Source organism: Spirosoma foliorum, from assembly GCF_014117325.1.
Lineage (GTDB): Bacteria > Bacteroidota > Bacteroidia > Cytophagales > Spirosomataceae > Spirosoma > Spirosoma foliorum.
The window spans coordinates 638,306-662,874 of record NZ_CP059732.1 but is presented as its reverse complement, the minus strand read 5'-3'; the positions used below and the strand labels follow the sequence as shown (position 1 = coordinate 662,874).

Below are 24,569 nucleotides of genomic sequence, written 5' to 3'. Positions count from 1 at the left end.
TTTGTTATGAAATTTTTGATTGTTGGATTGGGCAATATTGGCCCAGAGTACGCGCTTACCCGCCACAATGCTGGCTTTATGGTTCTGGATCGACTGGCCGCGCAACATGGTTTTACTTTCTCGATGACCCGTTTGGCATATACCGCCAAATGGCAGCACAAAGGGAAGCAGCTTTTTTTTATAAAGCCCACTACCTATATGAACCTCAGCGGGCGGGCGGTGCAGTATTATATGAAGCAGGAGAATATTCCTGTTGAAAACATACTGATTATCACCGATGATAAAGATTTGCCCTTTGGAAAGCTACGCCTGAAGCCTAAAGGATCGCCGGGCGGACATAATGGACTCAAGAATATTGACGAGGTCCTAAATACGCAGGAATATGCCCGACTTCGGGTAGGAATTGGCAATAATTTTTCAAAAGGCAGGCAAGTTGATTTCGTATTGGGGCAGTTTCCGGAGGATGAATTGATTCAATTGCCAGGCTATTTAGATCGTGCAGGCAACGCAGCCATTACTTTTTGTACTATTGGAATACAGGCCGCCATGAATAATTACAACCAATGATATAACTTTTTAAAGAATTTTATAATTTTACGAAGGCATATTTTATAGGTATAAAGCACAGTTAATACAATATATTATTCCGAATCAAAGGAATTAAAACCATTATTATAAAAAAAACACCTCAAAATCAGCATTAAATTCGGAATAATATTTCGCAAACGCCCTATATGGGCGTTTGCAGTTTAGGAATTTCTATAGACATTTGTGCGTTCATTAATCGAAACCAAATAGAACAAAACAATGAAAACGCGTGTTATCTTTGCATCACTGATTCTTGGATTAGGATTAGCAACATCTCAGGCAACCGCGGCTACCACCACCAATACTGATGATAGCCCGGCAGCCAACAAGCCGGCAAGTGCTATGCTTGTCAATGGTTCACAGAAGCTTTTTGCTTCGTATGTTGAACAAAACGTTGCCAAGTTTGTAAATACTACCAACTGGCAAAACTTTATGAGCGTTGTCTCGTTGTACAACCAAAACCCGGCTGCAGTGCTGAACATCAGTCCTGCCGACCGAGCCAAGTTCAACGAAGCGGCTGTTCAAGTAAATAATAGACTGGCTAAGCAAAAAGATGCAGCTGCCGGTCACTGGATGAATCAGGCTGGTTATACAGCCCGGATGATCAACTTCCTTTGGGACGCGAATCAATCCATCAGCCAAGCTGCTGACGTTCAGTAAATTGAAACAAATACTGAATTAATTCGGTATTTGGAACAGAAAAGAGTAAAAGTTAGTTTTTCATGTAGAAAAGGTTAAGGGTTTAGGAATAGTCAGTATAGGGTTCTCTGCAACGTTCAGGGAACCTTATCTTTTTTATAGGGTTTTCGGAGCGGGCTATAAGCCCGTTTTTTGTATAGTGTGAGTAGAGGTTATTGTAGATTAACGTGAATAGGGAATAGATAGGCCCTAATGGGCCATTCCTAATCCTATGTTACTTTTTTACCATTGAGCTACTCACCAAAAAGGCCACTTGCTCAATAGCAAGTGGCCTTCGTTCATTCGTTAACAGTTTATTTATTGAGCCACAGTGGATTCAGCGAAGATGCACAAAGAAGCTACATAATCTTTGCTGCCGTCGGTAACCCAGGAATCCAGTTGAGCGGGGTCTTTCATTTGTTGGCCCCGGAAGCGAGGGACTTCGATATACCCGCATTTTACATCGGCCAGCGCCGACATATCACTCCATAGTTTTTCGATTTGTGCCACCGGATAAATGTCTTCCTGACCGTGGCCCCAGCGATATTTTACATCTTTGATCGTCACATAGGTCGGAATCCGGTGCGCTACACTTCGTACGGCTTTAGCCAGTTGCGCTTCATCTCCCGTTTGTAGATCAGCGCGCGTGAGGCCGAACAGTTTTAACAGGGGATCAATCTGAATCCAGGTTGTATTGGTGCTGTAATAGCTTAGGTTCAATTCGTCCTCTTCACGGGGTTGCGCTAAACCTTCTAACAGACGAAGCTGGCCATTTACGCGCGCCAGTCCACCCCCACGATCTTCAATGCGACGGGGCACAACCTCAAACGTAAGCGCATTCCCGGATTCGAGGTGATAACCCAGCACTGCCGGATCTACATCAGCACCGAGTGTATCGATGTTGTGCAGCATAATTGTTTCAACCTGTGGGTATTGAGCCAGTAACGCTGCCAGCGTACCGTTGCGCAACAGGTTCGATACTTCATACCAGTGACCGAGGGGCGAAAAGCGCTGAGCAGCAATATTATCGACATAATCGCTGCCCTCTCCTTTCGACTTCGCCCAAGCAATCATCGACTGACGCACCGCATCGCGAACTTTTTGCTTGTTCTCATCAAGCGTTTCCTGGGGCATATCTTCCCACAAAAAGCGTAAATCCCGTTCCATCGGTACAAAGCGCTGCCCAATGGATCGACCCGGCGACAGGAAGGTTGGCCCCTGATAACCAAAATTATTGGTCAGGTCCAGCTTTTTCCGGATAGGCTCATGGGTCAGATAACTGGTCGCTACGAGGTGCGGAATAGCAGCCCCATAGCGCTCGGCTACTTTCCGGGTTTTGGCTAAATGGATTTCCAGAAAACTCCGATGCACGCCGTCAATCTCCACGAATGGGTTGATCGCTTTGATCACACCAGCTCCTTTAGTCCAGCGACTACCTACACCCGCAGCCAGACTCAAAATGGCAGCTTTGCCCGACCGAATGGCAGCTTCACCCGCCTGAGCAGCGGCAGACAATGATTCTAATGAAACAAGGTCTCCGGGCAACACATCGTCAATGGCAGTTTCGGCCGACAATCGGTTGCGAGACAGACCGATACGTCCTTTTTGTATCTCTTCACGAATTTCATTATGCTGAATGTAATCGAAGCCGTTCTCTTTTTTAACCCGGTCGGCTTTTTCATTTTCAGCGCTCCGATTACCTTGCGAAGTAGGATCAGAAACCTTGAATAAGTTACTGACAATAGTGCGCAGTAACGGATACGCCAGGTTATTCTGGTCGCAATAAGTAGTGAAGTAATCGATCTCGGCCCGGCGCACGTACGAAATCGAACCTGGATCTTTCCGCACCAGCTCCGACACCTGAATACCGTAGTATTGTTCAGGCATAAGTGCCTGATTACCTTCCTGAAGCGTGGCCCACGTGCCTTTGTTGTTGATACTCCAATTGTAGACGACGGGCTCCATTGCAAAAGGAAGCGAATCGGAGAGCTCGTTTTTCGTTTTTCGAAGCATCTCCAGTACCTTCATTTTGTACTCTTCGTAATGAGCCGGATTGACAAACATGCCCATTCCTCCACCCGACATCCCTCCCAGCATCAGGAAGCCATAATAATCGTCGCCAAGTTGTTTTTTCGCTTTGGCAATGATCTGCTCCGTGAAATAAGTCGAAGCCCAGGGAATAATTGTTTTGATGGGGCCTTCCCAGTTTCGGGCCGTGTTTTGGCCTAGTTTCTTAATATCTCCCTCCTTAATAGCGGCCAGGATATTGTCAAAAATCTGGTTCGTTTGCTGGCGGGCATTCCATTCATTGTTACCCCGGAGCAGGTACTTTTCGGTTACCATTTCCAGAATAGGTCCAACGTTAGAAGCCATGCCTCCGTGCATCAACACCAGCGAGTTCATGATTTTCTCCTGAATATCAGGATGTACTTCTTCGCCTTGTAACACCCGGTGGCGAGGCAGCAACGTACCCCGACTAATGCCAAATTCGGGGTCGCCCTCTTGCGCAAATGTGCCCTGAATGGCTTTAATACCCGGCCAGACACCACCCGAATCCTGCCAGCCACCACCCGAACCGCCAATCCATTCACCCAGAATCGCCCGTGAGGCTACCAAACGTCGTTCGCTTTCCTGTAAACCGCCTTCCAGATTTTTCGTCTGACTCGTAGCACGCATCAGCAGACTGATGATCGAACCTAGCAAGTTGGTTGACACGGCAAACCGGGAGCCTTTGGGAATATCGTTCACTTTCGTAACGAGTTCAATACCCATGCCGGGCGCCACAATGCGAGCCAGAATTTCGGCCAGCGATTGGTTCGTACCTTCAAACGAAGGCGGAATCAGCCCCGATGCAATAACCCCGGCTTTGACCAGACTCAGGTAGTCATTACCAAAATTGAACAGATCAGCGAGGTCGTGAACATCTTTGGTGGTGTTCAAATCCACGCTGGTCAGGCGAAGAACAGGTTCTGATATAACCCGCACATAACAATGCAGGGGTGGTCGAATGTCTTTGTCGCGCCCAAAAACGCCCAGATCAATGGAGATATTAACAACCCGGGCACCTTCGGGATAATCCATCCCGAGGAAGAAAATATCCGACCAGCCGCTATGGGTCAAGTCCATCCGGACGGAGGTCTGCTCGTGCAGAATCGGGTAGAAGAGCGAGTTATCTGAGCGTTGAAGAAGACTCGGGTGAATCCGAATCGGATGCTCGGCCTGATGCCCTACCCGGAACATCCACTGGTTACCCTTGCTAGACCGAACACTCTTACGAACCTGATCAGCCAGTGTCTGGAAAGACAACTGATGGTAGCTATCGGCCAATCCACTGAACAGGGTTGCATTGGGACCTCGTTTGTCCAAATCCTGCAAAAACGTGGCAATAGCCTGCTCAAATCGGCGAGCTAGCAAATCGTCGAAACCAGCGTAGGGGATTTTTCCAATGGCCGGAATCTCCTTTGTTTCCATCAGAAAAAAGCGGAAACCAGCATACAGGAAAAGAATCGCCCGGACTTTATCGTAGAGATTGGGCGTAGACTTTCGAAATTCGTCCAGTTCACGCAGCGCTTTTAATAAGGTATTGGCGGATAAATTTCGGCTTATATCAAAAAAGGATCGGTTACGAACAGCGGGATCGGCAGACGTAATCGTTTCTATAAAAACATTCATGTTGATTGATAAGTAAATGAATAATGGATAGTGGCCAATGCATACTGAGTGGTGGATAATGAATACGGTTAATTCATTGTCCATTATTCATCATCAATTGACCATTTACTTACTGAATCAATTGCGCCTTTCGCGTATTGGCTTCGGCCAGCAGTTCGACCATCGACGTCAGGATTTCGTCGTGGGCCACGCCTGCTAAGCCAAGGGCCATTTGTGCCCGTAGCAAACCCTGCCGTCCGCTCAGGTCATAGCGATTGCCCTTAACCTCCAGCGCCAGGTATTTTTCGGTATCGGCCAATTCCTGTAGGGCCGGTGTTAGTGGCGTATTCTTGCTGCCCAGGGCCAGTTGCTTCTCAAGAAGGCTAAACACGGTGGGTGTAAATACGTGCATGCCGAAGAAACAGAGGTAATAACCAACACGTAAGCCGGGCGTTTGTAGTTCGAGCTCGGCCAGACTCAACGAAGGTTTCTCTATGAGTTTTTCAATCTGATAAACCCCATTTACCCCCGGCTCATGCTTGCCCGTAATCGTGCCATACTTTCCAATCTGATGCTCAATCGTGGGATTAACCGCCGATACAGAGCAGTTCTCCTGCATCGCCAGTTCGATGAGCTGAGCTGCACACCGCTTGCTGGTGAGGTTCGACACATACAGGTAATCGCCCAGGAGAAGTAGAAAAGGCTCATCGTTGACGAAGTCTTTGGCACAATAAACGGCGTGGCCATAACCCAGCGGCTCCTGCTGCTCGGTAAACTGAATTCGGCTAATGAGATTATCAATTTTTTCGGCTTCTTCCCGTGCCCAGTCAACACTTTTGTATGATTTAACCAGGTTGTCGCGCAGTGAGGTAAAGGCATTAATATAGCGTTCGCCATCGCCAGGGGCACAAACAATGCAGATTTCCTCAATACCGCTTAGAAAAGCCTCTTCAGCAATGGCCTGAATAACGGGCTTATGCAATCCATCGGTATCAATAACCGGGAGCATGGCTTTCTGTATCGTGTCGGCTACTGGATATAATCGTTCTCCGCGAGCGGCTGCGGTAATCACTGCTTTTCTAACTTTCATTTATCGAGCGTATTTGTCAACGAAGATAGGACAACATGCCTAATCTATCCAAAGCGCATGTATGTAGATTTATTTTACGCCATGATGGGTGGCTTAACCAGAGAACCCCTACCCGATTAGCTAAACTCGTTCGGCAGATTGTGAATTCATTGTGCTGGCTTTGAAAACAATCCTACAGAGGCCCCAATTTTTATACCTCCCCAACGATGCTGCATACCGGTGTCAAACTCTCGGGTAAGTAAGGATTGATAATATTCCAGATACAATTTTTTGTAACGAAATACGGCTCCATAGTTCGCCTGAAATGTCGTTCTCGCCAGTTGTTCGGTAGGGATCACGTAGGGGCTACTTCGATTGAACAGGCCTCCCTGCAAAGAAGCATCGTAAGCAACAAGACTCACCAGTGGCTGCGCATATACATAGAGTTGCAACGGCAACCTCTTTGCAGTTGTGCCAAACGGCGAATCGAATCGACCCACCATTACCACAAATCCCGTTTGTAATCGATCCACAAACGTGCCCACCTGAGCCTGAGCATTAGCACTTACCGATAGCGCGTGACGATAGGCATAGAGTTGCTTTTCGTAAGTAAGGCTATAATTCACGATCGCATCGTTGCGAATCTGATGTTGCCAGCCATGCGGTTCAACACCGTTTATGAGCCGGTGAATCGCCGACTGCATTTCGTACCCAAACGCAACCGGGCCTATCATCCCCGTACTCAATACCGACGCTATTCTAGCCCGGCGCAGTGTATCGGTTGATATACTGAATGTTTTGAGCAGAATACAAGCCGCAAACGGACGGTCGCCTACTAAAATAGCATCGCTTCCGAGGGTAGTCGGCGTAAATCCGAAATGTTCTAACGCCAATCCGTATTGAACATAACTGTCCCTGGCTTTAATGAGCAGCTTTGTCAGTGGATTTTTTCGGAGTGCCGGATTGACGATTTCAATATTGTAGCCCTGCGTATAGTATTGGTCCGTGGCGGTAAAATAATCGTTGTCGTAGTGAAAGCGCCAGTACTTATCACTATCAATTTGCCGAAACGATGCGGTATTATCAATGCGTTGGGCGAAACCCAACATCGGGATCAACCACCCTAAAGCGGCTAAATAGCGTTTAACGTTCTGCATGATAGGTTATGTACGCCTATCCTATGCCAGCGGATTGATTTATCACTTGACACCTCATCGCTTCTGTCTAAAAAGGGCATACACTAGTTCAACTTAGCTAGCCAAACCGTACGATATCCGCAGGTTGGATCTTCCACAACATGATCGATAACCGTAAACCCTTGCTCTTGGAGAAGGTTTTGGTAATCGATAGTATCTAAACTGGCATGATAAAGCGGTTCACCCTGGTATTCGCCTATTGCTTCACCGTACGAAGGGCCACTGGTAAACAGCAACGCAGCACCTGAGGCCGCGTAGTTACGAAAAACCGGAAACATCTGACGTTGGTCTGCGTGATTCAGATGAAAGAAACTATCCCAGGCTAAAATACCCTGAAACTTCTTGTCGAGAACTACATTACGCATATCCGCAACTAGCCAGTTTTGCTGAGGAAAGCGGTTTTTACATAGGTCGATGAACGTATGTGAGGTATCTACGCCTGTAACTGTACAACCTTGCTCAATTAAATAGTTAGCAATAGGCTCTCCCATACCGCAACCAAGATCAAGAACCGAAGCATCAGCCGGAATGAGACTCAGAAAACGATCCAGCCACGCCTTTTCAAATAAGCTCCGATTTCGCTCCTCATTCCATAGTAAGGCATGCCGTTGATATAAATCACGAATACGTTCTGAGTCTGATTGCATATACGAAGCATTGTGCGTTTTGTTGCTATGAAGGTATTTGTGCTTGCCTGATCTAACGACTTGCGCTTAGAGCCGAGCGTAACGACGCAGTGTAGTTTGTGGCAACCAAAGCCCCCAAAATAGACGAAAAGCTTGCCTATCGAGATAGGTTATTGCAGGGCGAATTAACGGACAGTATCTCTTTGGCTTATTTCCGCTTGAATACGCTTCAGATTTTGTGAATATCTCGAACCAATTAGGAACGAAAAACCCAGTAAAATAACAGGGAGGATAAAACTTTTATGAGTGGCTGCATAAATAGCGATGCCAACTAGCAAACCTATAAACACAGCAGTTGTAATTTTTTGTGATTTTATTTTTTTCTCTTCTGACACTAATTCGTCAAGTGTCATTTTCGAATAGTCTTTACTGGACAACATACTAACTTGTTACGTTAAAAAAATTCTGAGACTGTAGTTACGTTTTTATCGCTCAATTTATGCTTATCGGCATTTCCTCCCAAGAACGAATCGCACTGGCAGGACGTGCTAAGCGTGCTGTTGCTAAAAATCACCTTACCACTTCACTAACCAGTATAGTAGGAGTAATATTGGTGTACTTTGGAAAATCTGCCCGTATTGCATCTCGATTAGGAGCGATAGCAGCTTGATAATCAGGTAGACTCTTAACATAAAAACTTCCAATCGCCATAAATGGTAAGGGAGTGTTGGGAATTCCACTGGCGATACCTTTTTCTATTGTATAGCGTACCAAGTTAGACCCTAACAAACCTGCGACAAATGGCATATGGCTTTTTTCGTAATAATCCATATCGAACGTCTTGCCTTCTGCATACGGGTAAAAAATAGATACCTTAATCAATCCTTTTTCGACAACATCCGCTTTGATTTCGGATTTACGAGCTTGTGTTTGTTGCGCAAATGTTGAAAAATATGTGCCAAGAACTAATAAAACGAATACGAGATTAGTTTTCATACTGGTATTTTTTAAGGGTTTCTGTATTAATTGGTCCATCAGCGTAAAGCGGCATAGACCCACTTTTATCAGCCTGCCTAACCGGAGCAATTCTCGTGTCAACCGAAGCCTGACCGGCGAGCCCAAAAAGCTGTCCTGTTAAGATGTGCGGCCTATCGAACGCAATCTGCACACTATTGATCTGCCTGGTATGCTTATTTTCGGTCTGTTATATTGCCCCAACATTGAACGGCTTGACGTTATAATGGAATTGAAAATACGTCAGCCCAATTTAATACAAAAGTTTAACAGTAACACACCAGTTGAATGAGGCCCTTCGGCCACCCTATCGCCAAACCAATATTACCAGTAGGACTTTTTGTCGGTCACTGTTTTTTTGTCAGTTGAACGATTTCCTAAATTGTAAAGGTGAAAGCTGGGTCTTTGTTTTAAATAGTTTGCTGAATGATTGTAGGTGTTCAAACCCCAGAGTATATGCGATTTCGCTAACGGATAGATCCGTCGTAGATAATAATTCTTTGGCCTTAGAAATGAGTTTTTCGTGAATATGCTGTTGCGCATTCTTCCCAGTTATTGATCTCAACAGGGCACTTAGGTAGTGTGGAGAAATATTTAATTCTTCAGCGACCGCTGTAACATTTGGCAAACCCGATTTCAATAAATTCTCATTATCAAAATAGTTATTTAGCAAGTAGTCTAATCTATCGAGTAATTGATGACTAGCAACCTTATTCGCATTAAATTGTCTTTGATAAAATCGTTCGATATAGGCTAATAATGCATCAATTAAAGCAATCGTAATATTATGACTAAATCTATCTGTATTTTTTTGAAACTCGTACGAGATATTTGCAACAATGATGTTTATTGTGGTTTGCTCTTCGTCAGATAAAAACAGTGCTTCTTTTAAATCATAGTAAAAAAAATCATAGCTTCTGATTTTTCTTGCAAGCGGAGTGTGCCATAAGAAATCGGGATGAATGCAAAGCATCCACCCTGATGCACTAGGAGTTACAGCCTTGTTGGGTTCTACCTTTACTACCTGTCCTGGCGCTCGAAAGCCTAAAATACTCGCATCAGAATCTTCACATAACTGGCTATATTTTGTATTTGCCGTGCAACCACTTTTAAATGATAGTACATAAAAACCGAAGACTACACTTCCCGATTCGATCTGCTCATATACTGGGGCATTGGAAATATCGAGAACGCTAATTAGTGGATGCGCTGGTGGTGCTAAATTTCTTAATTTATAAAATTGCTCAATTGTTTTTATTTGATGAATCATCTGGCTAAACTGTAAGTACAATTTTTCCTGCGGTGCGACGAGTTTCTACCTGTGTATGCGCTTCAGCCATAGCTGTAAAAGGATACGTTTTAGCGATGTAGGATTTTAGTATACCCTTAGCCATTAAATCAGCGAACGCTCTAAGATCTTCTCCATTAAATTGCAATCCCCATAAGGACAATTTTACGTTTTTTGCCTGCGCTTTGGACTTTAGACGCTCGTCCGTCATAGGAATAATCGAAATAATTGTACCACCCGGCTTGGTTACATCAATCGAATGCTCCAACGTTTCTCCTCCAATAGTATCTAAAACAAAATCAACATCGCTAATTACTTCCCAGAAATGTTCAGTTTGGTAATCGATATGTTTATCAGCACCGAGGGACATAACAAAATCGTGATTTTTACCGGAAGATGTTGCAATTACCTCTGCATCTAAATAATGGGCTATTTGCACAGCATAGTGGCCAACTCCCCCGGCAGCTCCATGTATAAGAATTTTGTTGCCCTTTTTGATATTCATTCCGTGAACCAGTGGCTGCCAGGCTGTCAAACCAGCCATTGGAGCAGCAGCAGCTTCTTCAAAAGTAATCTTACCTGGTTTATGCGCTAATAGTCCTACATTGACCGCCACAAATTCAGCATAACCACGAGCATTTTGCAAAAGAGCAAACACGGTATCACCTACCTCAAATCCAGCCGTATTCTCAGACTTTTCGACAACCTCCCCAGCTATATCCCAACCCATTATTACGGGCTGCTCTTCACCAAATATATAGGAGATCAATTTGGATGAATTTCGATAAATGGTATCAGCGGGATTTATACCGATGGCTTTTACTCTGATTAATACTTCCCCACTTTTTAAAGTAGGTCTCTGGGTTTCGCTAAGAATCAACTTATCGACCCCTCCAGCTTCATATAATAAGTATGCTTTCATGGCTCAAAACTCGGAACAAATCGCAATGGTGATTTAGCCTAACCGGACTACTATTTAGCCAAAACGGAAATGTTGTATTGGCCGAGTAACAAACTGTCAGAAGGCAGTCCACCGTAGATTATTTCCAAGTGAGTGCAGAACTAAAACCGTACTTTAACCTTTAAAACCTCGTTTGGTTGGGCTGCAAACCTACCAACCGGCGAGGCTCCCGTCGCACGAGACCTGCTCTTGCCTATTTTTCGTAAGATTCGATTACTTCAATTGGACCGACTATGTGGCTATTGAACTCCTCAAGCTCTTCAGAGGGGACCCACAATTCATTATGAATAGGCCCTCCCACATTTTCTATATTATACTTTTTCAGGTATTCACTATCAACGTCAAACTTGGTTACGTACCCGTTGCCGTAAGCTGGCACATTCCATTCAACTGTTATTTGTCGGGCGTATTCGATGTTAGTGACTGGGTAGAAAATAGGTTGTTCAAGTAAGCGAGGTGGAAATTTTGTCCAGTTAGACTGTTCAATCAGGTCTAACTCTTTTTTACTAACAGGTCGGAATAAGGTAGTTGTCATTGTTTAAACTTGTCTTCACTAACTTGTAAATGTGGACTGTCTGAGGGTTTATATGTCATACGGACGCGGCCTAATGAGCCAAAAGCTACTCGGTTGGGACGAACGATCCATCGCACACGACCTAACCACTACATTATCTGTTGTTTGCTTCAGCCAATACCCAAAAGGGTTGATGATATGCAGGCTAGCTCGCTTTATATGCGTTACCTTCAACTTTATAAACTCATTTGGTTGGGCTGCCAACTTTCCCTGGGGACGTTTTTGATATTACTGGCAAACCAAACCGCCCCTATAAATCATAGATTAAGGCGCCCATACAGTTGATTTAATTTGTTCAATCTTCCACTGCCTTTCTGAAATCTTAGCGGCTTGGCCTTCATATGTGAGTGTGCTATCGTCGCCAATAATTGACAGCTCAAAACGTAACTTAGCTCGATTCGGCGATGTATACGAAAATCTATACTCTTTATAATCCCCTATATACTCCACCAAGGCTTTATCGGCTTTTGCTTGGTCAATCAACTCGAAGAGAAAAGAAGGAGTATAATAATCAACCACTAAACGGACGACGTTTGTCACAATGATGAGACAAATAAAACCAATAAACAACGCCTTTAAAATCCGTTTTTTATCCATTTACTCGAACATACTTTGTCGAAGTACAAGCGGTTAGCCTGTCGTACAAAACGTAGCATATGCACCTTTTAGCTGGCTAACTTAGGCGTTTGACTTGCCAACTGAAGCCGCCCAACGAGCCCCAAGGCCTGGCACCTGAGCGAACAAACACACGTTTTTTTATACTTGTCTGACGTACTCAACACCAGCGAGGATTGATAGATTGCCTCACAAGTTAACTAAAACAACCCAACTTTCGACCTTCCCCCCCCCCCCTGGTGGTTGTGCAAACTCTCCCACGGGACGTGCCTCCTGTCGCAGAGAAGCTCCTCCATTTAAAACGGCAATAAAGCTATTTCCTATTCGGTATAAAAGCGGCTGGCCTGTCACACGTAGCTCGCCCATGAGCAACAACCTAACTTGTCATTCCCTTGTCACCCGTCAACCGCCTAGTAAGCACTTTATGGGCACGTACCCAACGCCCCCAAGGGCTGATGGAGCGCTACACCAGCTAAGTAAACGAACAGAGTTCGGACTTTTCCAACCTCGCCCGGTTGGGCTGCGAACTTTCCTTCGGGACGTGATCCCTGTCCACAGACAGCCTGAAACTATGAAGCAATCAATGATTACACTTCCTTTTGTGGTGATTTAGGTTCACGTCGTTTAAAGATTAACTATAATTTCTGGTCGTTGGGTGTACTCGTGCAGGATAATGTTTGGTGTTACATTGGTAAATTGCTTAAAATCCTTTGCTAAGTGGTTATAGTCGGTATAGCCAAAATTTATGGCTATAGTGAGCCAGTCAACCGTTGGGTACTTTTCTTTATAATCAAACGCCTGGTAAAATCGACTGATACGGCTGTAGAGTTTAGGGCCGATGCCGATTCGTTCGTTGAATTTTCGCTCAAACTGACGGGGACTTAAGTTAGATTGGTCCGCCAACCAGTCTAACGAAAAGGGCGTTGGACAATGTAGTAACAAGCTTCCAATTTGGTCAATAGGATGTGCGTCAATTTTTATCGTTCGTAGTTGTCGTAGTAGGTATTCTTCCGCCCGATCAATCACCGCCGGATACGTAGTAGTATTGGCGATCTGGTCGTTTACGGACTGTAATTCGGCGTTAATCACCCATTCCGCATTACAGAATTCCTGAGTGAGTTCATTGCTTGAAATCCCCAGCAGGCGATGCATCGCTCCTGGCTGAAAAATGACCATCAACATCAGGAAATCGGGTTCCGTGAAGGTGTGAAAATTTAGGCGCGAAACGTGCTGACCAAACAGCGCATTACGAGCAATTTTTTCCCATTTTCCTGTCAGCGGATCGTGCGATTCAATATACCCCCGTGCAAAAAACACAAGTGCCTGTTCGATTCGCGTTGGGTAAGGTTTGACGGGGAAGATAACATCATGCAGATGAACCAGCAGGTAATTCCTGACAAAGGGCCTTAACGCTAGACAAGGAAGTATTTCTTGGAAAATCATAGCTCAGCAAGAATGGCGACCAGTTTTTCAGGCATCGAAAAGAATGGTGAATGACTACTGGCTAAAGTATACAATTTCTGGACGGGTACGTTCTGTGCTAAACTGCTTTTGTCCAAGTCTTTCGCCTGCGTGCAGAGAATATACACTTTCGAAACAGCCCCGTAACGGGCATTCGTTACGTTCACAGGCGTACCTAGGCAGGCCATCGACTGCGGACATAAGTGTGCCTTGGCAAAGCTTACGTCGTCAGCAGAGCAATCGTGGTAGAACAATTGACCGACCCTATCCGGCTTAATCACCGAAGTCTTTTTGTCATCCGAAAGAATTAGGCTCTCCGTTAATGAAGATCCCGACTCCGGTTTGCCAGCGGCTTTGTTTTGCTCACCCGCTTTTCCCGCCAACGCAAATACGGATTCGCCATTTTTAGGCATAAAGGCATCCAAAAATACCAACTTCGCCACTTTTTCTTTACCTAATACCTCGGCTGCCTGAGCAATCGCAATGCCCGCCATTGAGTGCCCAACTAGAATAACAGGTCCCGTTTGAGTATTGACTACAGACACTATTTTTTGTACATAATCGTCAAGCGTAACGGTCGCCATCGGGGTTTTATCGTCGCCATGACCAGGCAAATCAATAGCCAATACCCGATTGCCTTTGGCTTCCAGCAGGGGTACTACCTTTTTCCAGCACCAAGCCCCGTGCCAGCCCCCATGAATCAGCAGGTAGGTTTTTGACTGGGCCTGCGAAATGGTTTGAAGAAGGCACGTAATAAGCAGTAAAAGAAGTCCGGTTTTCATGATTGTCGCGGTTTAATGTCCGCCACAAACCTATCGGACCACAGTCAGATACAACAAGTAGAAAATCGACATCTTTTTATCGGAAAAATATTTTATTTAAAACAAGCGCGAAGCTTGACACTGTAGCGAAACCGCTATGCTTACCTCGTTAACCGGGGCGTTTCTGGAGTTACCCGGGACCCGCCGAACTTGCCCAAGCCCCACTGTCGGGGCGGTTGGCCTGTCAACGGAAGCCGCCGAGTGAGCCCAAAGGCCCCTATCGAGCCGGGCAGCTTGTCGCACGAGACCTGTAAACACTCATTCAGGCTGTTCGGAACACCCAACGCCCGCGAGGGCTGATGGCCCCAAAAGTCACTTGAAACTACAAACATAGCCGCCTGCCTTTACACCCCTGTTTGGTTGGGCTGCAAACTTCCCCACGAGACGCGCTCCCTGTCACCGGAAAGCGACCCCACGCGGAGCGGGCAAAACGCACCAATCCGATTAAAGCCGAGCGCGAAGCCTTTCACTACGTAGCGAATCCGCTTTGTTCTACCGAGTCTTGCCAAGGCTCGCCTGTCGGGGCGGTTGGCTTGTCGCAGGTGACATAGCAAGCCCACTTTTTCAACCTGCCCAACTGGGGCGTTCACCCTGTCGCACCCAACCCGGCAAATAAACCAAAACCACCCTGTCACGAAACATGCAAGTTGTCGCACGAAGCCCGCAAATACGCTTTTTTTAACAGCTTGTTGAGTTCACCCAACACCCATGAGGGTTGATGGAGTGCCACGCAAGATAATTAAACTAACGTAGTTTGGACCTTTACACCCTCATTGGGATGTACGCATGCTTCCTAACTCCCTTATTATCAGATCGCTCCTAAATTAGCAAAAAGGCCCAAATCTGTACCCGTAATCCCGAATTTGACTATTTTTTTCTTCATTAGACGAATCTGTTGCAGCCTGAACTGATCCGCATCCCGCACCAGTTTGCCCGGATCATAAGCCTCCCCCGTTGTCAGCATCTTGTATACCAGCACGGCCACCTTCCGCCCTGTGGCCGTAACCGCTTTGATCCGCCCTGCTTTGTAGGCTATCCTTTGAAAAAAGGCCGTCAGCGGATTCGCTTTCTTCATGTTGCCAATCGAGTTGGCTACCATCCGAAACGTATTGGGTAAGCCCGACTTGTTCTTCAAGGTCTTCTTGGAGAGTACTTTACCACCCGATGATTTATTGTTGGGTGTAAAACCAAGCCACTTTGCAAACGCTTTGGCCGAGTGAAAGCGGCTCACCGCTTCGCCCACCTCCCCTAAGAAGCCCAGTAAAGCATCCCGACCAAAGCCGGGAATGTTGCTTAGATCAACGCTCAGCAGTTTGTGAGCATACACCTCAATGGGGATACGCGGGGTGTTTTTGGAGATCCGCAGCTTCTGACGGCCTTTGGTGGGGTCTTCTGTTTTGGCTGGTAGGGCCAACTTCTGAGTATACTGAACAAAATGTTCGTCGAGTTTCTTATCTAAATCGGCCATCTCCGTCTGCAAAGTTTTGTAGATGCGATAACACGAGTGCACTTCAAAACGCATGACCTCGTTCCAGTTGCCCTGTAACAACTCGATGATCTCGGTGGGCTTTTTCTTACAGCCTGCATCAACCAAAGCCGCCAGTTTAACGGGGTCTTCCTCGCCCTCACAAATGGCGGCAATCACCCGCAGACCCGATACGGAAGTGGTATCGGTCAAGACCGTGTCCAGCCGCACATTGCCCGCTCGTAAGGCTTTCTGAATCTGACGAATGTAGCTAGAGGCATTGTCAATCAGCCCCCGGCGCATACGCACTAGAGGCCAAATAGTAGTAGCAAACTCATCGGGCAGAAAAATAGGTGGTAGCAGGCCCAGACTATGCAAAGTACGGATGTGAATAGCATCTGATGTATCCGATTTGAAGCGTCGGTAGTTCTTGGTGTTGGCTCCAGCGGTCACCAGAACCTCAAACCCAGCGACCTGTAACACATTGACCAATGGTTTTTCGTACCCACCAGTAGCTTCTAAAGCTACATGTTGAACATGGTTATCGGTGAGCCATCGGGCCAATCGAAATAACTCGCTGGTGGAAACGCCGAATTGCTTGACATCGGTTTTAGGGTCGTCACCGACGGCCACCACATGAAACTGTGAGCCGATGTCTATACCAGCTACCTGCTGATGGACGATGGGCATAGCGTGATAGTTTGGAATCTCCTGTTTTTTCATCGGGGCGATGGTCTAAAAGGTGACGAATTACTATCAGCGGGCTATTTTCAAAAACAAGTAGTAGGATGTACGGGGTAGCTTAAGGCTCCACCAGTTGCGAGTTCGATGCATCAATCTATCAACATAGACTGATAGCCAATAGCCAAATCGGAAGGTTGGACGGGTTGATGAGCACCAACAAATGAGACGATCTTCCCACAGGGGGCTACTGATAGCTCAGTAAAGATAAGCTTGGCAAGTGGCTTTTCAATTCATGCGTTCTTGTGCGTGTGTTCGCCCGCGAACTCAGCGGAGGTTGGGCTGCAAACTCCAAGACGGGACGGGAGTCCTGTCGCAGGAAGCAACCCCCACGCGGAGCGGACACAAACGCACGGAACCGATTTCCAGGCCGAGCGCGAAGCTCAACAACGCCACGCATCCGCTTTTGTCGAGCGGGCCCAATCGGGGCGTTTCTGCTGTCGCAAGTGAGCCGCCTAACTGGTCAAAGCCCGAGTTTAGGGGCGTTTGGCCTGTCAACCGAAGCCGCCCAACGAGCCCAAAAATACCTGTCGAGCCGTGCCCCCTGTCAGCCGTAACCCGCCTTTGATTCCTATTTTGGACCCGCCACCCAACGACCCAAAGGGCTGATGGATGAGCAAAATACTCGATACAACAAACGTAGTGTCAACCTTTACACCCTTTGCTGGTTGGGCTGCATACTTTCCTGCGGGACGTGCTTCCTGTCGACGGGGAACGCCCCCACGCAGAGCGAAATTAACTAAACCAGTTACGTATCCTGCTGATACTACGTTCAACAATCGTGGGACTTAATGCTGAGTATTCATCTTTAATAAATTCAGTTAGGTTTCTACCCTGTCGGTCGTATACTAAAGTTGGCTTAGACTCGAAAGCTGGGACTGCAATATCAATCTCCCAATGTTCAGGGATTTCTTCGATAGCGATTTTAGACTTGTGCAGGAACTGAAACCATCTGGGAGTTTCCTCGTAGATAGTGAATTGAAAGTTACTGTCACAAAATATGTCTAAGCCGATGGTATCAATAGTGTATAAATCTTTTTTAAAGCCTACCATACCGACGACATTTTCCCATTTTATGATGTGCGCCTTTTCGCTAATTAAGACTTCAAAGACATCACCAAAATAAGTGAAAATGCCATTATCATTATAGGCTCTTTCAAACGCTATTTTATCCTTTTCGCTCAGTGACATAGACACTTATGGCTATCCTTATTAGAGCGTTCTTTCTGTCAACCGAAATCGCCCAACGAGCCTAAAAACTACCTGTCGAGCCGTGCATCCTGTTGCCGGTAATCCGCCTAGCACTCCCATCTTGGCCGGGTCACGCAACGACCACAGGGGCTGATGGCCGCTGAGACCACTAAAAACAACAAAAGTATCTGCCTGCCTTTACACCCCTGTTTGGTTGGGCTGCCCCGCCTTCCCAACCGGCGAGCATCCTGTCGCCCGAAGGGTGACAGGGGAGCCAAACATATTATGGCCGTCTCAATTGATTCAAATTTTTGATACGTTCAAAACACGCTGAACAAACTAACTTGATGTCCGCAAAAGCCATATTATCATCGTTCCACCCCTGCCCAAGAGCTCGTAGGTTTTCGCATCGATTACACCACCCTTCTAAACTAGGCTCACCATCCTCGTCATGTCCCTGATGAAAGCCTAAACGTTCCCCATTAAATACATGCTGACATACAAAGCCACCGGGCAACTCCCCATGTTCTTCACAAGAAACTAACCGTTCTGCCATTTTTGTCTTTGTTATCGAGTTTCCAAACAGGGGCGTTTGCGCTGTCGCCCCCAAGCCGCCATACATCTTAAAGCCTAATTATCGGGGCGTACCCTTTGTCAACCGAAACTGACCAACGAGCTAAAAAGATCGCCTATCGAGCCGTACTCCTTGTCGACAGAAAGCCCACCACTACATTACAGACTGTTGAGTTCACCCAACATCTCCATGTGCTGATGACGAGCGTAGCGAGACATTTACACACATGGACGGTTGGGCTGTCAAAGCTTGACTTTGCGGCCTGCTACCTGTCTCCGGAGAGTTGGCGAACAAAGTTTTCGCTCACGCCAACGGTTTGTGCTATCTGACTGACAGTTAAAATGCCTAAGTTCAACAGGTTCTTTACTGTCTCAACTTCTTTTTTCTCTACTGCTTCTTGAATCCGTTGCTTCTCAGCCTTTACTGCTTCGGCATTAGCTGCTGTCACACGCGCAAAGTAAGCCCGCTCTTCTGGAGTCATTTTCCGCGTGTCCAACTCGTCAATAGCCCGTTTGAGCCATTCCTCATTCCAGAAAGCGGGGTATTGAGTAGGCTCAGTAGTATGAAGCGTCTTCATGGTATAAACCAGTTTTTCTAAATCGGTCTCTATTTCAGCTACTTGCTTATTAAACTTAGCCAATTCTACGGTGATAAACGTCATCTGACTATCAATAATTTCACCCTCCTCACTGCGTAGATTGGCAACGGTATGAAACTGAGTCGTTGGCAGAATGTTCTTTGCTAAAATAGCAATCGCATAGATTTTAGGCAGATTGGCATAATCGAACTCCCCTCGCTCTACCACTGTGTTAAACTTGTGTAGAGCGTAAAATTTCATCCGCTGCACAAAATGCGGAGCCAAGCCTAACTGCATTTCCACGATGAACTGACTACCGTTTTCATCCGTGCAGGCTAAATCAAAAATGCCGCTTCGACTGTCGATGGTCAGTGCTTCAAACACATTCTTATCAAAATGCACCTCTCGAATGGGTGTGTCTGATTTGATAAGTGCCTGTAAAGCGGTACGAAGGAATAAACTGTCAGCTTCATTACCAAAGGTAGCTTTGAAGCCATAGTCCGAAATAATAGGAATGTAAATACCTGTTTCCATGTCGCAAAGCTACTGGAAACCTTGAAAATACCCTTCCTGACATTTATAGAGATACACCTTCAATCTGAATGTGCGTTGGGATTAGGCAATTCTCCGATTATTTTGAAAGAGCTTTCAGGTAAACCAATGGCTTCGACAACTAACCGCGTTAATCTTTGAAAACTATCAGGGCTTTGATGAGTTCCGAGATACAGATTTGTTAATGGAATTTTGTGAGGACGGCTAACCTTTGATTCGTCAAAAGTAAAAAATGTAGCTCGGTTATTGTTCAGATTCAATAGTACATCCGGGTCTTTAAATCGTTTTTGTTCAGCAAAGATTCCTAACACTTTAGTTAGCATATCTCGCCAATGCTCAACAGTATGAATAGTGCCCTGTAACTCAAACTGTTTTAAAGTACGTTTTGATTTCGATTGCTTAACAGCATTTTTACGCAAGCTGGCAATCTCCCTCTTTAAATCAGCGTTTTCTTGAGTAAGGGCAGATATTTGACTGATTAGCGGCTTTACATCTACAACTTCGCTTCCTCTAACCCAGCCTTCTAAATTGTAGCGGCTATCAATTTCAATCATTGACTGAAAAATAGCCAATTTTATTCCATCCAAGCTGTCAAAAAATTTGACGATTTTTGACATCACAACTTTCTTGAATTTCCTGTACTTATCGACGTTATCCTGCTCAAGGACTGCTCTACTGTACGTCGTCAAATGAAAGTGGACAAAAGGGGTGAAAATGAGAAGAGACAATTCAGTAAATTGTTTCACTCAAACCTCCTTAATTATGTCCAATTCGGCTAAAACCTCCAAAGCCAAGCGCACAGCCTCGCAATCTCCCACCTCTGCCGAGCGCAAGCCTGCTTTATCCATCATCAAAGACATTCAGCGACAAACCCGACGCCAATACACCGCTGAAGAAAAGATTCGCATTGTGCTAGAAGGCTTGCAAGGCGAACAGTCAGTAGCTGAGATCTGTCGGCGGGAAGGGCTCAACACCAACATTTATTACCGCTGGAGTAAAGAGTTTCTCGAAGCGGGTAAGAAACGACTGGCGGGTGATACAACTCGAGAAGCCACCGCTCCCGAAGTGCAGTCCATCAAGTCCGAAAATGAGGCTCTTAAACAGCTGGTAGCCGAACTGAGCTTAGAGAATCGGGTATTAAAAAAAAGCCTTAAGGCCGACGATTAACCCCGATCATCACATGACTCAGTCCGAGAAAATGGAGATTATAAGCTTAGTCGAACAGTCACCCATCAGTGTAAAGGCCACGTTACAGGAACTGGGGATCAACCGAGCTACTTTTTACAGCTGGTATAAGCGTTATTTAAGCGCTGGCTTTGATGGCTTGGCCGATCAACCTTGCCGTCGTACAAGCATCTGGAATCAACTACCAATCGGCGAAAAAAATCGGATTGTTGAGCTAGCTTTAGATCGACCTGACCTTTCCAGTCGCGAACTGGCTTGCTATATCGTTGATAATGAGCAGTGGTTTGTCTCCGAATCCACCGTTTACCGGGTTCTCAAAAGTCGGGGGCTAATCACTACCCCTGCTTATCGGTTGATGGAAGCGGCTGACCACTTCTATAATCCGACCACGGCTCCCAATCAACTCTGGCAGACTGACTTCACCTATTTCAAGATCAAGCACTGGGGTTGGTATTATCTGTCGACGGTATTGGATGATTATTCTCGGTACATCTTAGCTTGGGAATTATGTCCGGGCATGCAAGCGACAGATGTAGAGCGAACCGTGCAAGCTGCTCTGAAAGCGAGTAGTCTGAAAAGTGGTCAGCGGCCTCGTATGCTCTCCGACAATGGTTCGGCTTATGTATCTCGCTATCTAAAGGATTATCTGAAAGGAGAAAGCATCGATCATATTCGTAGCGCTCCCTTTCATCCGATGACCCAAGGAAAGATCGAGCGGTATCATCGATCCATGAAAAACGTGCTGTTATTAGAACACTACTATAGTCCGGATGAGTTGAGAGAACGCCTAACGGAGTGGGTAGACTATTATAATCATCAACGCTACCATGAATCACTGGACAACGTACGGCCAGCCGATGCGTACTGGGGTCGTCAAGAGCAGATCTTGGCTAGTCGGCAAAAAACGAAGCAGCTAAGTTTGTCCCAACGCCGGAAAAATCATATTTTTCAGCGAGCCCAAAGTGGCTAAAACCATCTCTTCTCTTTTCACCCGCGTCTGTCCACTTTCATTTGACGACATACATGCTCTACCAACTTGAGTTATTTTCGTATCAAGAAAAGCATCTGACATAACCACAGCGAAAACGGGCTTTTTCTTTTCGATAGCGTATCTATATTCGACTTCTGTATATGCCAGCTTAGTCTTTGGGTCTAAAGAGCCGTATCTACCACCTAAAAGTAGCATGTAAACATCAGAAGCATCAATCCATCTTTTTATCGTTTCAAGCTGGGTTTCACTTCCTGCTGCAAATAACTCCATACCTGCGGGTATGTGACCTGCCTGCAAAATGGTTTCGACACAGGCTTGGCGCTCCTCTAACAAATCACTATATGTGGATGATACAAATACTTGTAATTTTTTCATCTTTAAAGTTACTCTCGCTCAATGTTAAAAGTAAGAACTAAAGTGGGACAGTACACTATATTAATAAAAGAGAGTCTTTTGTCGCCCGAAAGTCTACTTTCAACCAACCCATTAATTTGCCTAACGGGGCGATTCTCGTGTCAACCGACGCTTGCAAACAATCCAAAAATCAGCCTAACGAGCTGTGAGCGTTGTCACACGAAACCCGGCCACTACGTTGTTTTTCAGCCTGTTCGCATCACCCAACGCCAACAGGGGCTGATGGATGATGAAACCACCCAAGACAACAAACGAACTTTCAACCTTTACACCCCTGTTTGGTTGGGCTGCCCCGCTTTCCGGCGGGACGTGCTCCCTGTCGCCCGAAGGACGGCAGAGGAGATCAGAACCTTTCTACCTATCGTATTCAGCCTTGTCAAGAGCTGTCTGAATATCAGCCATTCTTTCTCCATTGGTCATATCCAGAATGACAACTGTCTCAATGTCAACCTCATCGTCATTGGCTGCGATAATTGAAAACCAGATACCGTCCTCAAAATCATGATGCCAAGTGGTCATTATAGCATGACTAGGAAGGTAAGGCTTGTCTTCTTCCTCTACTTCCCTAAATACGATTTCTTCATCTATCAAATCGTGTACCTCTTCACATTGCTTCCCAACTGTGGCTATCCAGCAAACATCCTTGAGGATAATTTTTGAGATGACTTCATCAAGATACCTCCTTTCCCGGTTATCACTCACTAAAACACATAACCAATTTTTAATTGGAATTTGAGCATACCAGTTTTGAGCAGTGTTATACTCAACCAAAAGAATGTCGCGAGAATTAATACGCCTTGCCAAAGTAATTCCTTCAAGTTTATTGTTGAGTCATGCTGTTTGTCAACCGAGGCTAACCCATGAGCCAAAAGCTTGCATGTTGAGCCGTGACCCTTGTCGACCGGAAGCCGGCCAACGAGCCAAACAGCCCGACTTCGGGACGAGCTTACTGTCGTACGAGAGCCCACCGCTACGTTATCCGCTGTTGTGTTCACCCAACGCTCATGAGTGTTGATGGTGGGCGAGTCTTCAACTGAACAAGCGTACCTGAACCTTTACACACTCATTTGGTTGGGCTGCCAAGCCTCCTGAGGGACATGCGTCTTGTCACAGGTAGCCTGCCCGCGCGGAGCGTCATTGCCGCCTACTAACTTGACGGTTAAGCAAAAAATAAACTCCACTAATTAAGCAAAACAAAAAGCCTAAACCCTTTAATACACTGCCCCAACCAATGACAAAATAGGTAGCATAAAGCTGAATGTCAAAAGCCTCGCCTTCGACCAAAAAGGATGAAATGAATAAAAGCAAACCGAGTCCCAAAAATAGCAGTTTGATGTTCATAAATTATCTGTCGAAGGGATGTACAAAAAGCGATTAGCTTGTCGCACACGAGGTTGCAAACTCACTTTCAAGCCACTTAACCGGGGCGCTTGGCTTGTCAACCGGAACCCAATCAACGAGCCCAAAGTCTGCGTGTTAGGGCGTCTCCACTGTCGCAGGTAACCCGCCTTGTAAACACATCTTGGCTGGTTCACCCAACGCCAACAGGGGCCGATGGAGCAGGCGCAAGTGCCCTGAACATGAGCCACTTTCACCTTTACGCCCCTGTTTGGTTGGGCTGCCCGCTCTCCTTCGGGACGTGCTCCCTGTCACCCGACAACTCCCATCATTATATTTTCAATATATTAATTTTTCGACGAGTTTATAAATGTCCGTACCCAAACCTGTAGGATAATTTTCTTGTGGATTATTTAAACTCTTTGCTCTTCTAACTGCTTCTTCAATATAGGGTAAGAATCTTTCGGGACGTAAATTTGATTCGTTGTAACCATCAGATAGAATTTGACTCAACAGCTTCTTCAAGTAAGTTCTCCTTCCTTTTGGCCTGATCTTTCTGTTTTCTGTAATCTGTATTAATTCTTCTTCAGTAAATTCTAATAAATCTTTAATATGCAGTAATAACCATAATTCAAAACATGGGTTACTCAATGCCAAGAAAAAATTAGTTTCTTCTTGGCATTTTTGGTAATATTTTTCGATATTGTTTCTATTTCTATCCCTATCAATTATCATCCATAATTCATCATCAATTCCTAGGTTATATTCATCCTTTATTTTTCGGAGATTCTCAAACACATATTTTGGAGCACTTTTTGTATCTCTCTTATCACGCCTTAGGGAAACGATTTCAATTATATCATTATTAAATCTGTAATCATTTTTCAGAGCTTCGAAATAAGTTGGTTCTGTTTCGTTACCCTCATAAGCTAAAAGAAACATCTTTTCGCGTTCTTTTACTCCGCTTATTCTGATTAGCTCTGCTCTTTCCCTTGGCAT

Annotated in this window: 24 protein-coding genes; 3 read left to right on the top strand and 21 right to left on the bottom strand. The window is 45.6% G+C overall.

The window, feature by feature from the left end:
- The first annotated feature begins 6 nt into the window (after positions 1 to 6).
- Complete coding sequence (gene pth, locus H3H32_RS02825; RefSeq protein WP_182461164.1) at positions 7 to 567, top strand: aminoacyl-tRNA hydrolase; 561 nt, start codon at positions 7 to 9, stop codon at positions 565 to 567.
- 240 nt (positions 568 to 807) lie between these two features.
- Complete coding sequence (locus tag H3H32_RS02820; RefSeq protein WP_182461163.1) at positions 808 to 1,248, top strand: hypothetical protein; 441 nt, start codon at positions 808 to 810, stop codon at positions 1,246 to 1,248.
- A 336-nt stretch (positions 1,249 to 1,584) separates the two neighbouring features.
- On the opposite strand, the gene H3H32_RS02815 is transcribed toward H3H32_RS02820, so the two are convergent.
- The 17 genes from H3H32_RS02815 to H3H32_RS02735 form a co-directional block, all read right to left on the bottom strand.
- The gene (locus tag H3H32_RS02815; RefSeq protein WP_182461162.1) at positions 1,585 to 4,938 is read right to left on the bottom strand and encodes a UTP--glucose-1-phosphate uridylyltransferase; all 3,354 of its coding nucleotides are present in this window, start codon (positions 4,936 to 4,938) and stop codon (positions 1,585 to 1,587) included.
- A 109-nt stretch (positions 4,939 to 5,047) separates the two neighbouring features.
- A complete protein-coding gene (locus tag H3H32_RS02810; protein WP_182461161.1) occupies positions 5,048 to 6,007 on the bottom strand; it encodes a UTP--glucose-1-phosphate uridylyltransferase in 960 nt (319 codons plus the stop codon).
- A 146-nt stretch (positions 6,008 to 6,153) separates the two neighbouring features.
- A complete protein-coding gene (locus H3H32_RS02805; protein ID WP_182461160.1) occupies positions 6,154 to 7,143 on the bottom strand; it encodes a lipid A deacylase LpxR family protein in 990 nt (329 codons plus the stop codon).
- Positions 7,144 to 7,226: 83 nt separating this feature from the next.
- A complete protein-coding gene (locus H3H32_RS02800) occupies positions 7,227 to 7,829 on the bottom strand; it encodes a class I SAM-dependent methyltransferase (protein ID WP_182461159.1) in 603 nt (200 codons plus the stop codon).
- A gap of 164 nt (positions 7,830 to 7,993) precedes the next feature.
- Positions 7,994 to 8,221: a hypothetical protein gene (locus H3H32_RS02795; protein ID WP_240543636.1), complete on the bottom strand. Its 228-nt coding sequence runs from the start codon at positions 8,219 to 8,221 to the stop codon at positions 7,994 to 7,996.
- 157 nt (positions 8,222 to 8,378) lie between these two features.
- Positions 8,379 to 8,804 (bottom strand): EthD family reductase, encoded by a 426-nt coding sequence (locus tag H3H32_RS02790; RefSeq protein ID WP_182461157.1) that lies wholly within the window; start codon positions 8,802 to 8,804, stop codon positions 8,379 to 8,381.
- Between the two features lie 379 nt (positions 8,805 to 9,183).
- The gene (locus tag H3H32_RS02785) at positions 9,184 to 10,092 is read right to left on the bottom strand and encodes a helix-turn-helix domain-containing protein (RefSeq protein WP_182461156.1); all 909 of its coding nucleotides are present in this window, start codon (positions 10,090 to 10,092) and stop codon (positions 9,184 to 9,186) included.
- 4 nt (positions 10,093 to 10,096) lie between these two features.
- On the bottom strand, positions 10,097 to 11,032 hold the full coding sequence (locus H3H32_RS02780) for an NADP-dependent oxidoreductase (protein WP_182461155.1): 936 nt from the start codon (positions 11,030 to 11,032) through the stop codon (positions 10,097 to 10,099).
- 232 nt (positions 11,033 to 11,264) lie between these two features.
- Positions 11,265 to 11,606 (bottom strand): hypothetical protein, encoded by a 342-nt coding sequence (locus tag H3H32_RS02775; RefSeq protein WP_182461154.1) that lies wholly within the window; start codon positions 11,604 to 11,606, stop codon positions 11,265 to 11,267.
- Positions 11,607 to 11,909: 303 nt separating this feature from the next.
- Entirely contained in the window at positions 11,910 to 12,242 is a 333-nt protein-coding gene (locus H3H32_RS02770; protein ID WP_182461153.1) for a hypothetical protein, read from the bottom strand.
- Positions 12,243 to 12,884: 642 nt separating this feature from the next.
- Positions 12,885 to 13,703, bottom strand: a complete 819-nt coding sequence (locus H3H32_RS02765) for a helix-turn-helix domain-containing protein (RefSeq protein WP_182461152.1) — start codon at positions 13,701 to 13,703, stop codon at positions 12,885 to 12,887.
- Positions 13,700 to 14,503 (bottom strand): alpha/beta fold hydrolase, encoded by an 804-nt coding sequence (locus H3H32_RS02760; RefSeq protein ID WP_182461151.1) that lies wholly within the window; start codon positions 14,501 to 14,503, stop codon positions 13,700 to 13,702. The genes H3H32_RS02765 and H3H32_RS02760 overlap by 4 nt, the downstream gene beginning before the upstream one ends.
- Before the next feature lie 847 nt (positions 14,504 to 15,350).
- Positions 15,351 to 16,730, bottom strand: a complete 1,380-nt coding sequence (locus H3H32_RS02755) for an IS110 family RNA-guided transposase (protein ID WP_182461150.1) — start codon at positions 16,728 to 16,730, stop codon at positions 15,351 to 15,353.
- Between the two features lie 512 nt (positions 16,731 to 17,242).
- Positions 17,243 to 17,524 (bottom strand): hypothetical protein, encoded by a 282-nt coding sequence (locus H3H32_RS02750; protein ID WP_182461149.1) that lies wholly within the window; start codon positions 17,522 to 17,524, stop codon positions 17,243 to 17,245.
- Positions 17,484 to 17,939, bottom strand: coding sequence for a hypothetical protein (locus tag H3H32_RS02745; protein WP_182461148.1), 456 nt, complete (start codon positions 17,937 to 17,939; stop codon positions 17,484 to 17,486). The genes H3H32_RS02750 and H3H32_RS02745 overlap by 41 nt, the downstream gene beginning before the upstream one ends.
- 839 nt (positions 17,940 to 18,778) lie before the next feature.
- On the bottom strand, positions 18,779 to 19,624 hold the full coding sequence (locus tag H3H32_RS02740) for an Rpn family recombination-promoting nuclease/putative transposase (protein ID WP_182461147.1): 846 nt from the start codon (positions 19,622 to 19,624) through the stop codon (positions 18,779 to 18,781).
- 59 nt (positions 19,625 to 19,683) lie between these two features.
- The gene (locus H3H32_RS02735) at positions 19,684 to 20,259 is read right to left on the bottom strand and encodes an SH3 domain-containing protein (RefSeq protein WP_182461146.1); all 576 of its coding nucleotides are present in this window, start codon (positions 20,257 to 20,259) and stop codon (positions 19,684 to 19,686) included.
- A gap of 145 nt (positions 20,260 to 20,404) precedes the next feature.
- On the opposite strand from H3H32_RS02735, the gene H3H32_RS02730 reads away from it, so the two are divergent.
- Positions 20,405 to 21,797 (top strand): IS3 family transposase gene (locus H3H32_RS02730; protein ID WP_374191813.1). Its coding sequence is split into 2 segments (ribosomal slippage): positions 20,405 to 20,796 and positions 20,795 to 21,797, totalling 1,395 coding nucleotides; the frame shifts between segments, so codons are not numbered across the junction.
- Here the strand turns inward: H3H32_RS02730 and H3H32_RS02725 are convergent.
- The 4 genes from H3H32_RS02725 to H3H32_RS02710 form a co-directional block, all read right to left on the bottom strand.
- Positions 21,741 to 22,193, bottom strand: coding sequence for a DUF4062 domain-containing protein (locus H3H32_RS02725; protein WP_182461145.1), 453 nt, complete (start codon positions 22,191 to 22,193; stop codon positions 21,741 to 21,743). The two genes, H3H32_RS02730 and H3H32_RS02725, sit on opposite strands and share 57 nt — an antisense overlap.
- 393 nt (positions 22,194 to 22,586) lie before the next feature.
- Complete coding sequence (locus H3H32_RS02720; RefSeq protein WP_182461144.1) at positions 22,587 to 23,036, bottom strand: DUF7684 family protein; 450 nt, start codon at positions 23,034 to 23,036, stop codon at positions 22,587 to 22,589.
- Positions 23,037 to 23,366: 330 nt separating this feature from the next.
- Positions 23,367 to 23,573 carry a hypothetical protein gene (locus tag H3H32_RS02715; protein WP_182461143.1) on the bottom strand — a complete coding sequence of 69 codons (207 nt, stop codon included), beginning with the start codon at positions 23,571 to 23,573 and terminating at the stop codon, positions 23,367 to 23,369.
- 336 nt (positions 23,574 to 23,909) lie between these two features.
- Complete coding sequence (locus H3H32_RS02710; RefSeq protein WP_182461142.1) at positions 23,910 to 24,569, bottom strand: RloB family protein; 660 nt, start codon at positions 24,567 to 24,569, stop codon at positions 23,910 to 23,912.

Bases quoted from the DNA above. Each gene is read 5' to 3' on its own strand.
- H3H32_RS02820 (WP_182461163.1), top strand. From the start codon at position 808: ATGAAAACGCGTGTTATCTTTGCATCACTGATTCTTGGATTAGGATTA.
- H3H32_RS02745 (WP_182461148.1), bottom strand. From the start codon at position 17,939: ATGTCACTGAGCGAAAAGGATAAAATAGCGTTTGAAAGAGCCTATAAT.
- pth (WP_182461164.1), top strand. From the start codon at position 7: ATGAAATTTTTGATTGTTGGATTGGGCAATATTGGCCCAGAGTACGCG.
- H3H32_RS02800 (WP_182461159.1), bottom strand. From the start codon at position 7,829: ATGCAATCAGACTCAGAACGTATTCGTGATTTATATCAACGGCATGCC.
- H3H32_RS02740 (WP_182461147.1), bottom strand. From the start codon at position 19,624: ATGGAAACAGGTATTTACATTCCTATTATTTCGGACTATGGCTTCAAA.
- H3H32_RS02785 (WP_182461156.1), bottom strand. From the start codon at position 10,092: ATGATTCATCAAATAAAAACAATTGAGCAATTTTATAAATTAAGAAAT.
- H3H32_RS02795 (WP_240543636.1), bottom strand. From the start codon at position 8,221: ATGACACTTGACGAATTAGTGTCAGAAGAGAAAAAAATAAAATCACAA.
- H3H32_RS02765 (WP_182461152.1), bottom strand. From the start codon at position 13,703: ATGATTTTCCAAGAAATACTTCCTTGTCTAGCGTTAAGGCCCTTTGTC.
- H3H32_RS02780 (WP_182461155.1), bottom strand. From the start codon at position 11,032: ATGAAAGCATACTTATTATATGAAGCTGGAGGGGTCGATAAGTTGATT.
- H3H32_RS02775 (WP_182461154.1), bottom strand. From the start codon at position 11,606: ATGACAACTACCTTATTCCGACCTGTTAGTAAAAAAGAGTTAGACCTG.
- H3H32_RS02715 (WP_182461143.1), bottom strand. From the start codon at position 23,573: ATGAACATCAAACTGCTATTTTTGGGACTCGGTTTGCTTTTATTCATT.
- H3H32_RS02755 (WP_182461150.1), bottom strand. From the start codon at position 16,730: ATGAAAAAACAGGAGATTCCAAACTATCACGCTATGCCCATCGTCCAT.
- H3H32_RS02805 (WP_182461160.1), bottom strand. From the start codon at position 7,143: ATGCAGAACGTTAAACGCTATTTAGCCGCTTTAGGGTGGTTGATCCCG.
- H3H32_RS02815 (WP_182461162.1), bottom strand. From the start codon at position 4,938: ATGAATGTTTTTATAGAAACGATTACGTCTGCCGATCCCGCTGTTCGT.
- H3H32_RS02810 (WP_182461161.1), bottom strand. From the start codon at position 6,007: ATGAAAGTTAGAAAAGCAGTGATTACCGCAGCCGCTCGCGGAGAACGA.
- H3H32_RS02735 (WP_182461146.1), bottom strand. From the start codon at position 20,259: ATGTCAAAAATCGTCAAATTTTTTGACAGCTTGGATGGAATAAAATTG.
- H3H32_RS02790 (WP_182461157.1), bottom strand. From the start codon at position 8,804: ATGAAAACTAATCTCGTATTCGTTTTATTAGTTCTTGGCACATATTTT.
- H3H32_RS02760 (WP_182461151.1), bottom strand. From the start codon at position 14,503: ATGAAAACCGGACTTCTTTTACTGCTTATTACGTGCCTTCTTCAAACC.
- H3H32_RS02710 (WP_182461142.1), bottom strand. From the start codon at position 24,569: ATGCCAAGGGAAAGAGCAGAGCTAATCAGAATAAGCGGAGTAAAAGAA.
- H3H32_RS02770 (WP_182461153.1), bottom strand. From the start codon at position 12,242: ATGGATAAAAAACGGATTTTAAAGGCGTTGTTTATTGGTTTTATTTGT.
- H3H32_RS02725 (WP_182461145.1), bottom strand. From the start codon at position 22,193: ATGAAAAAATTACAAGTATTTGTATCATCCACATATAGTGATTTGTTA.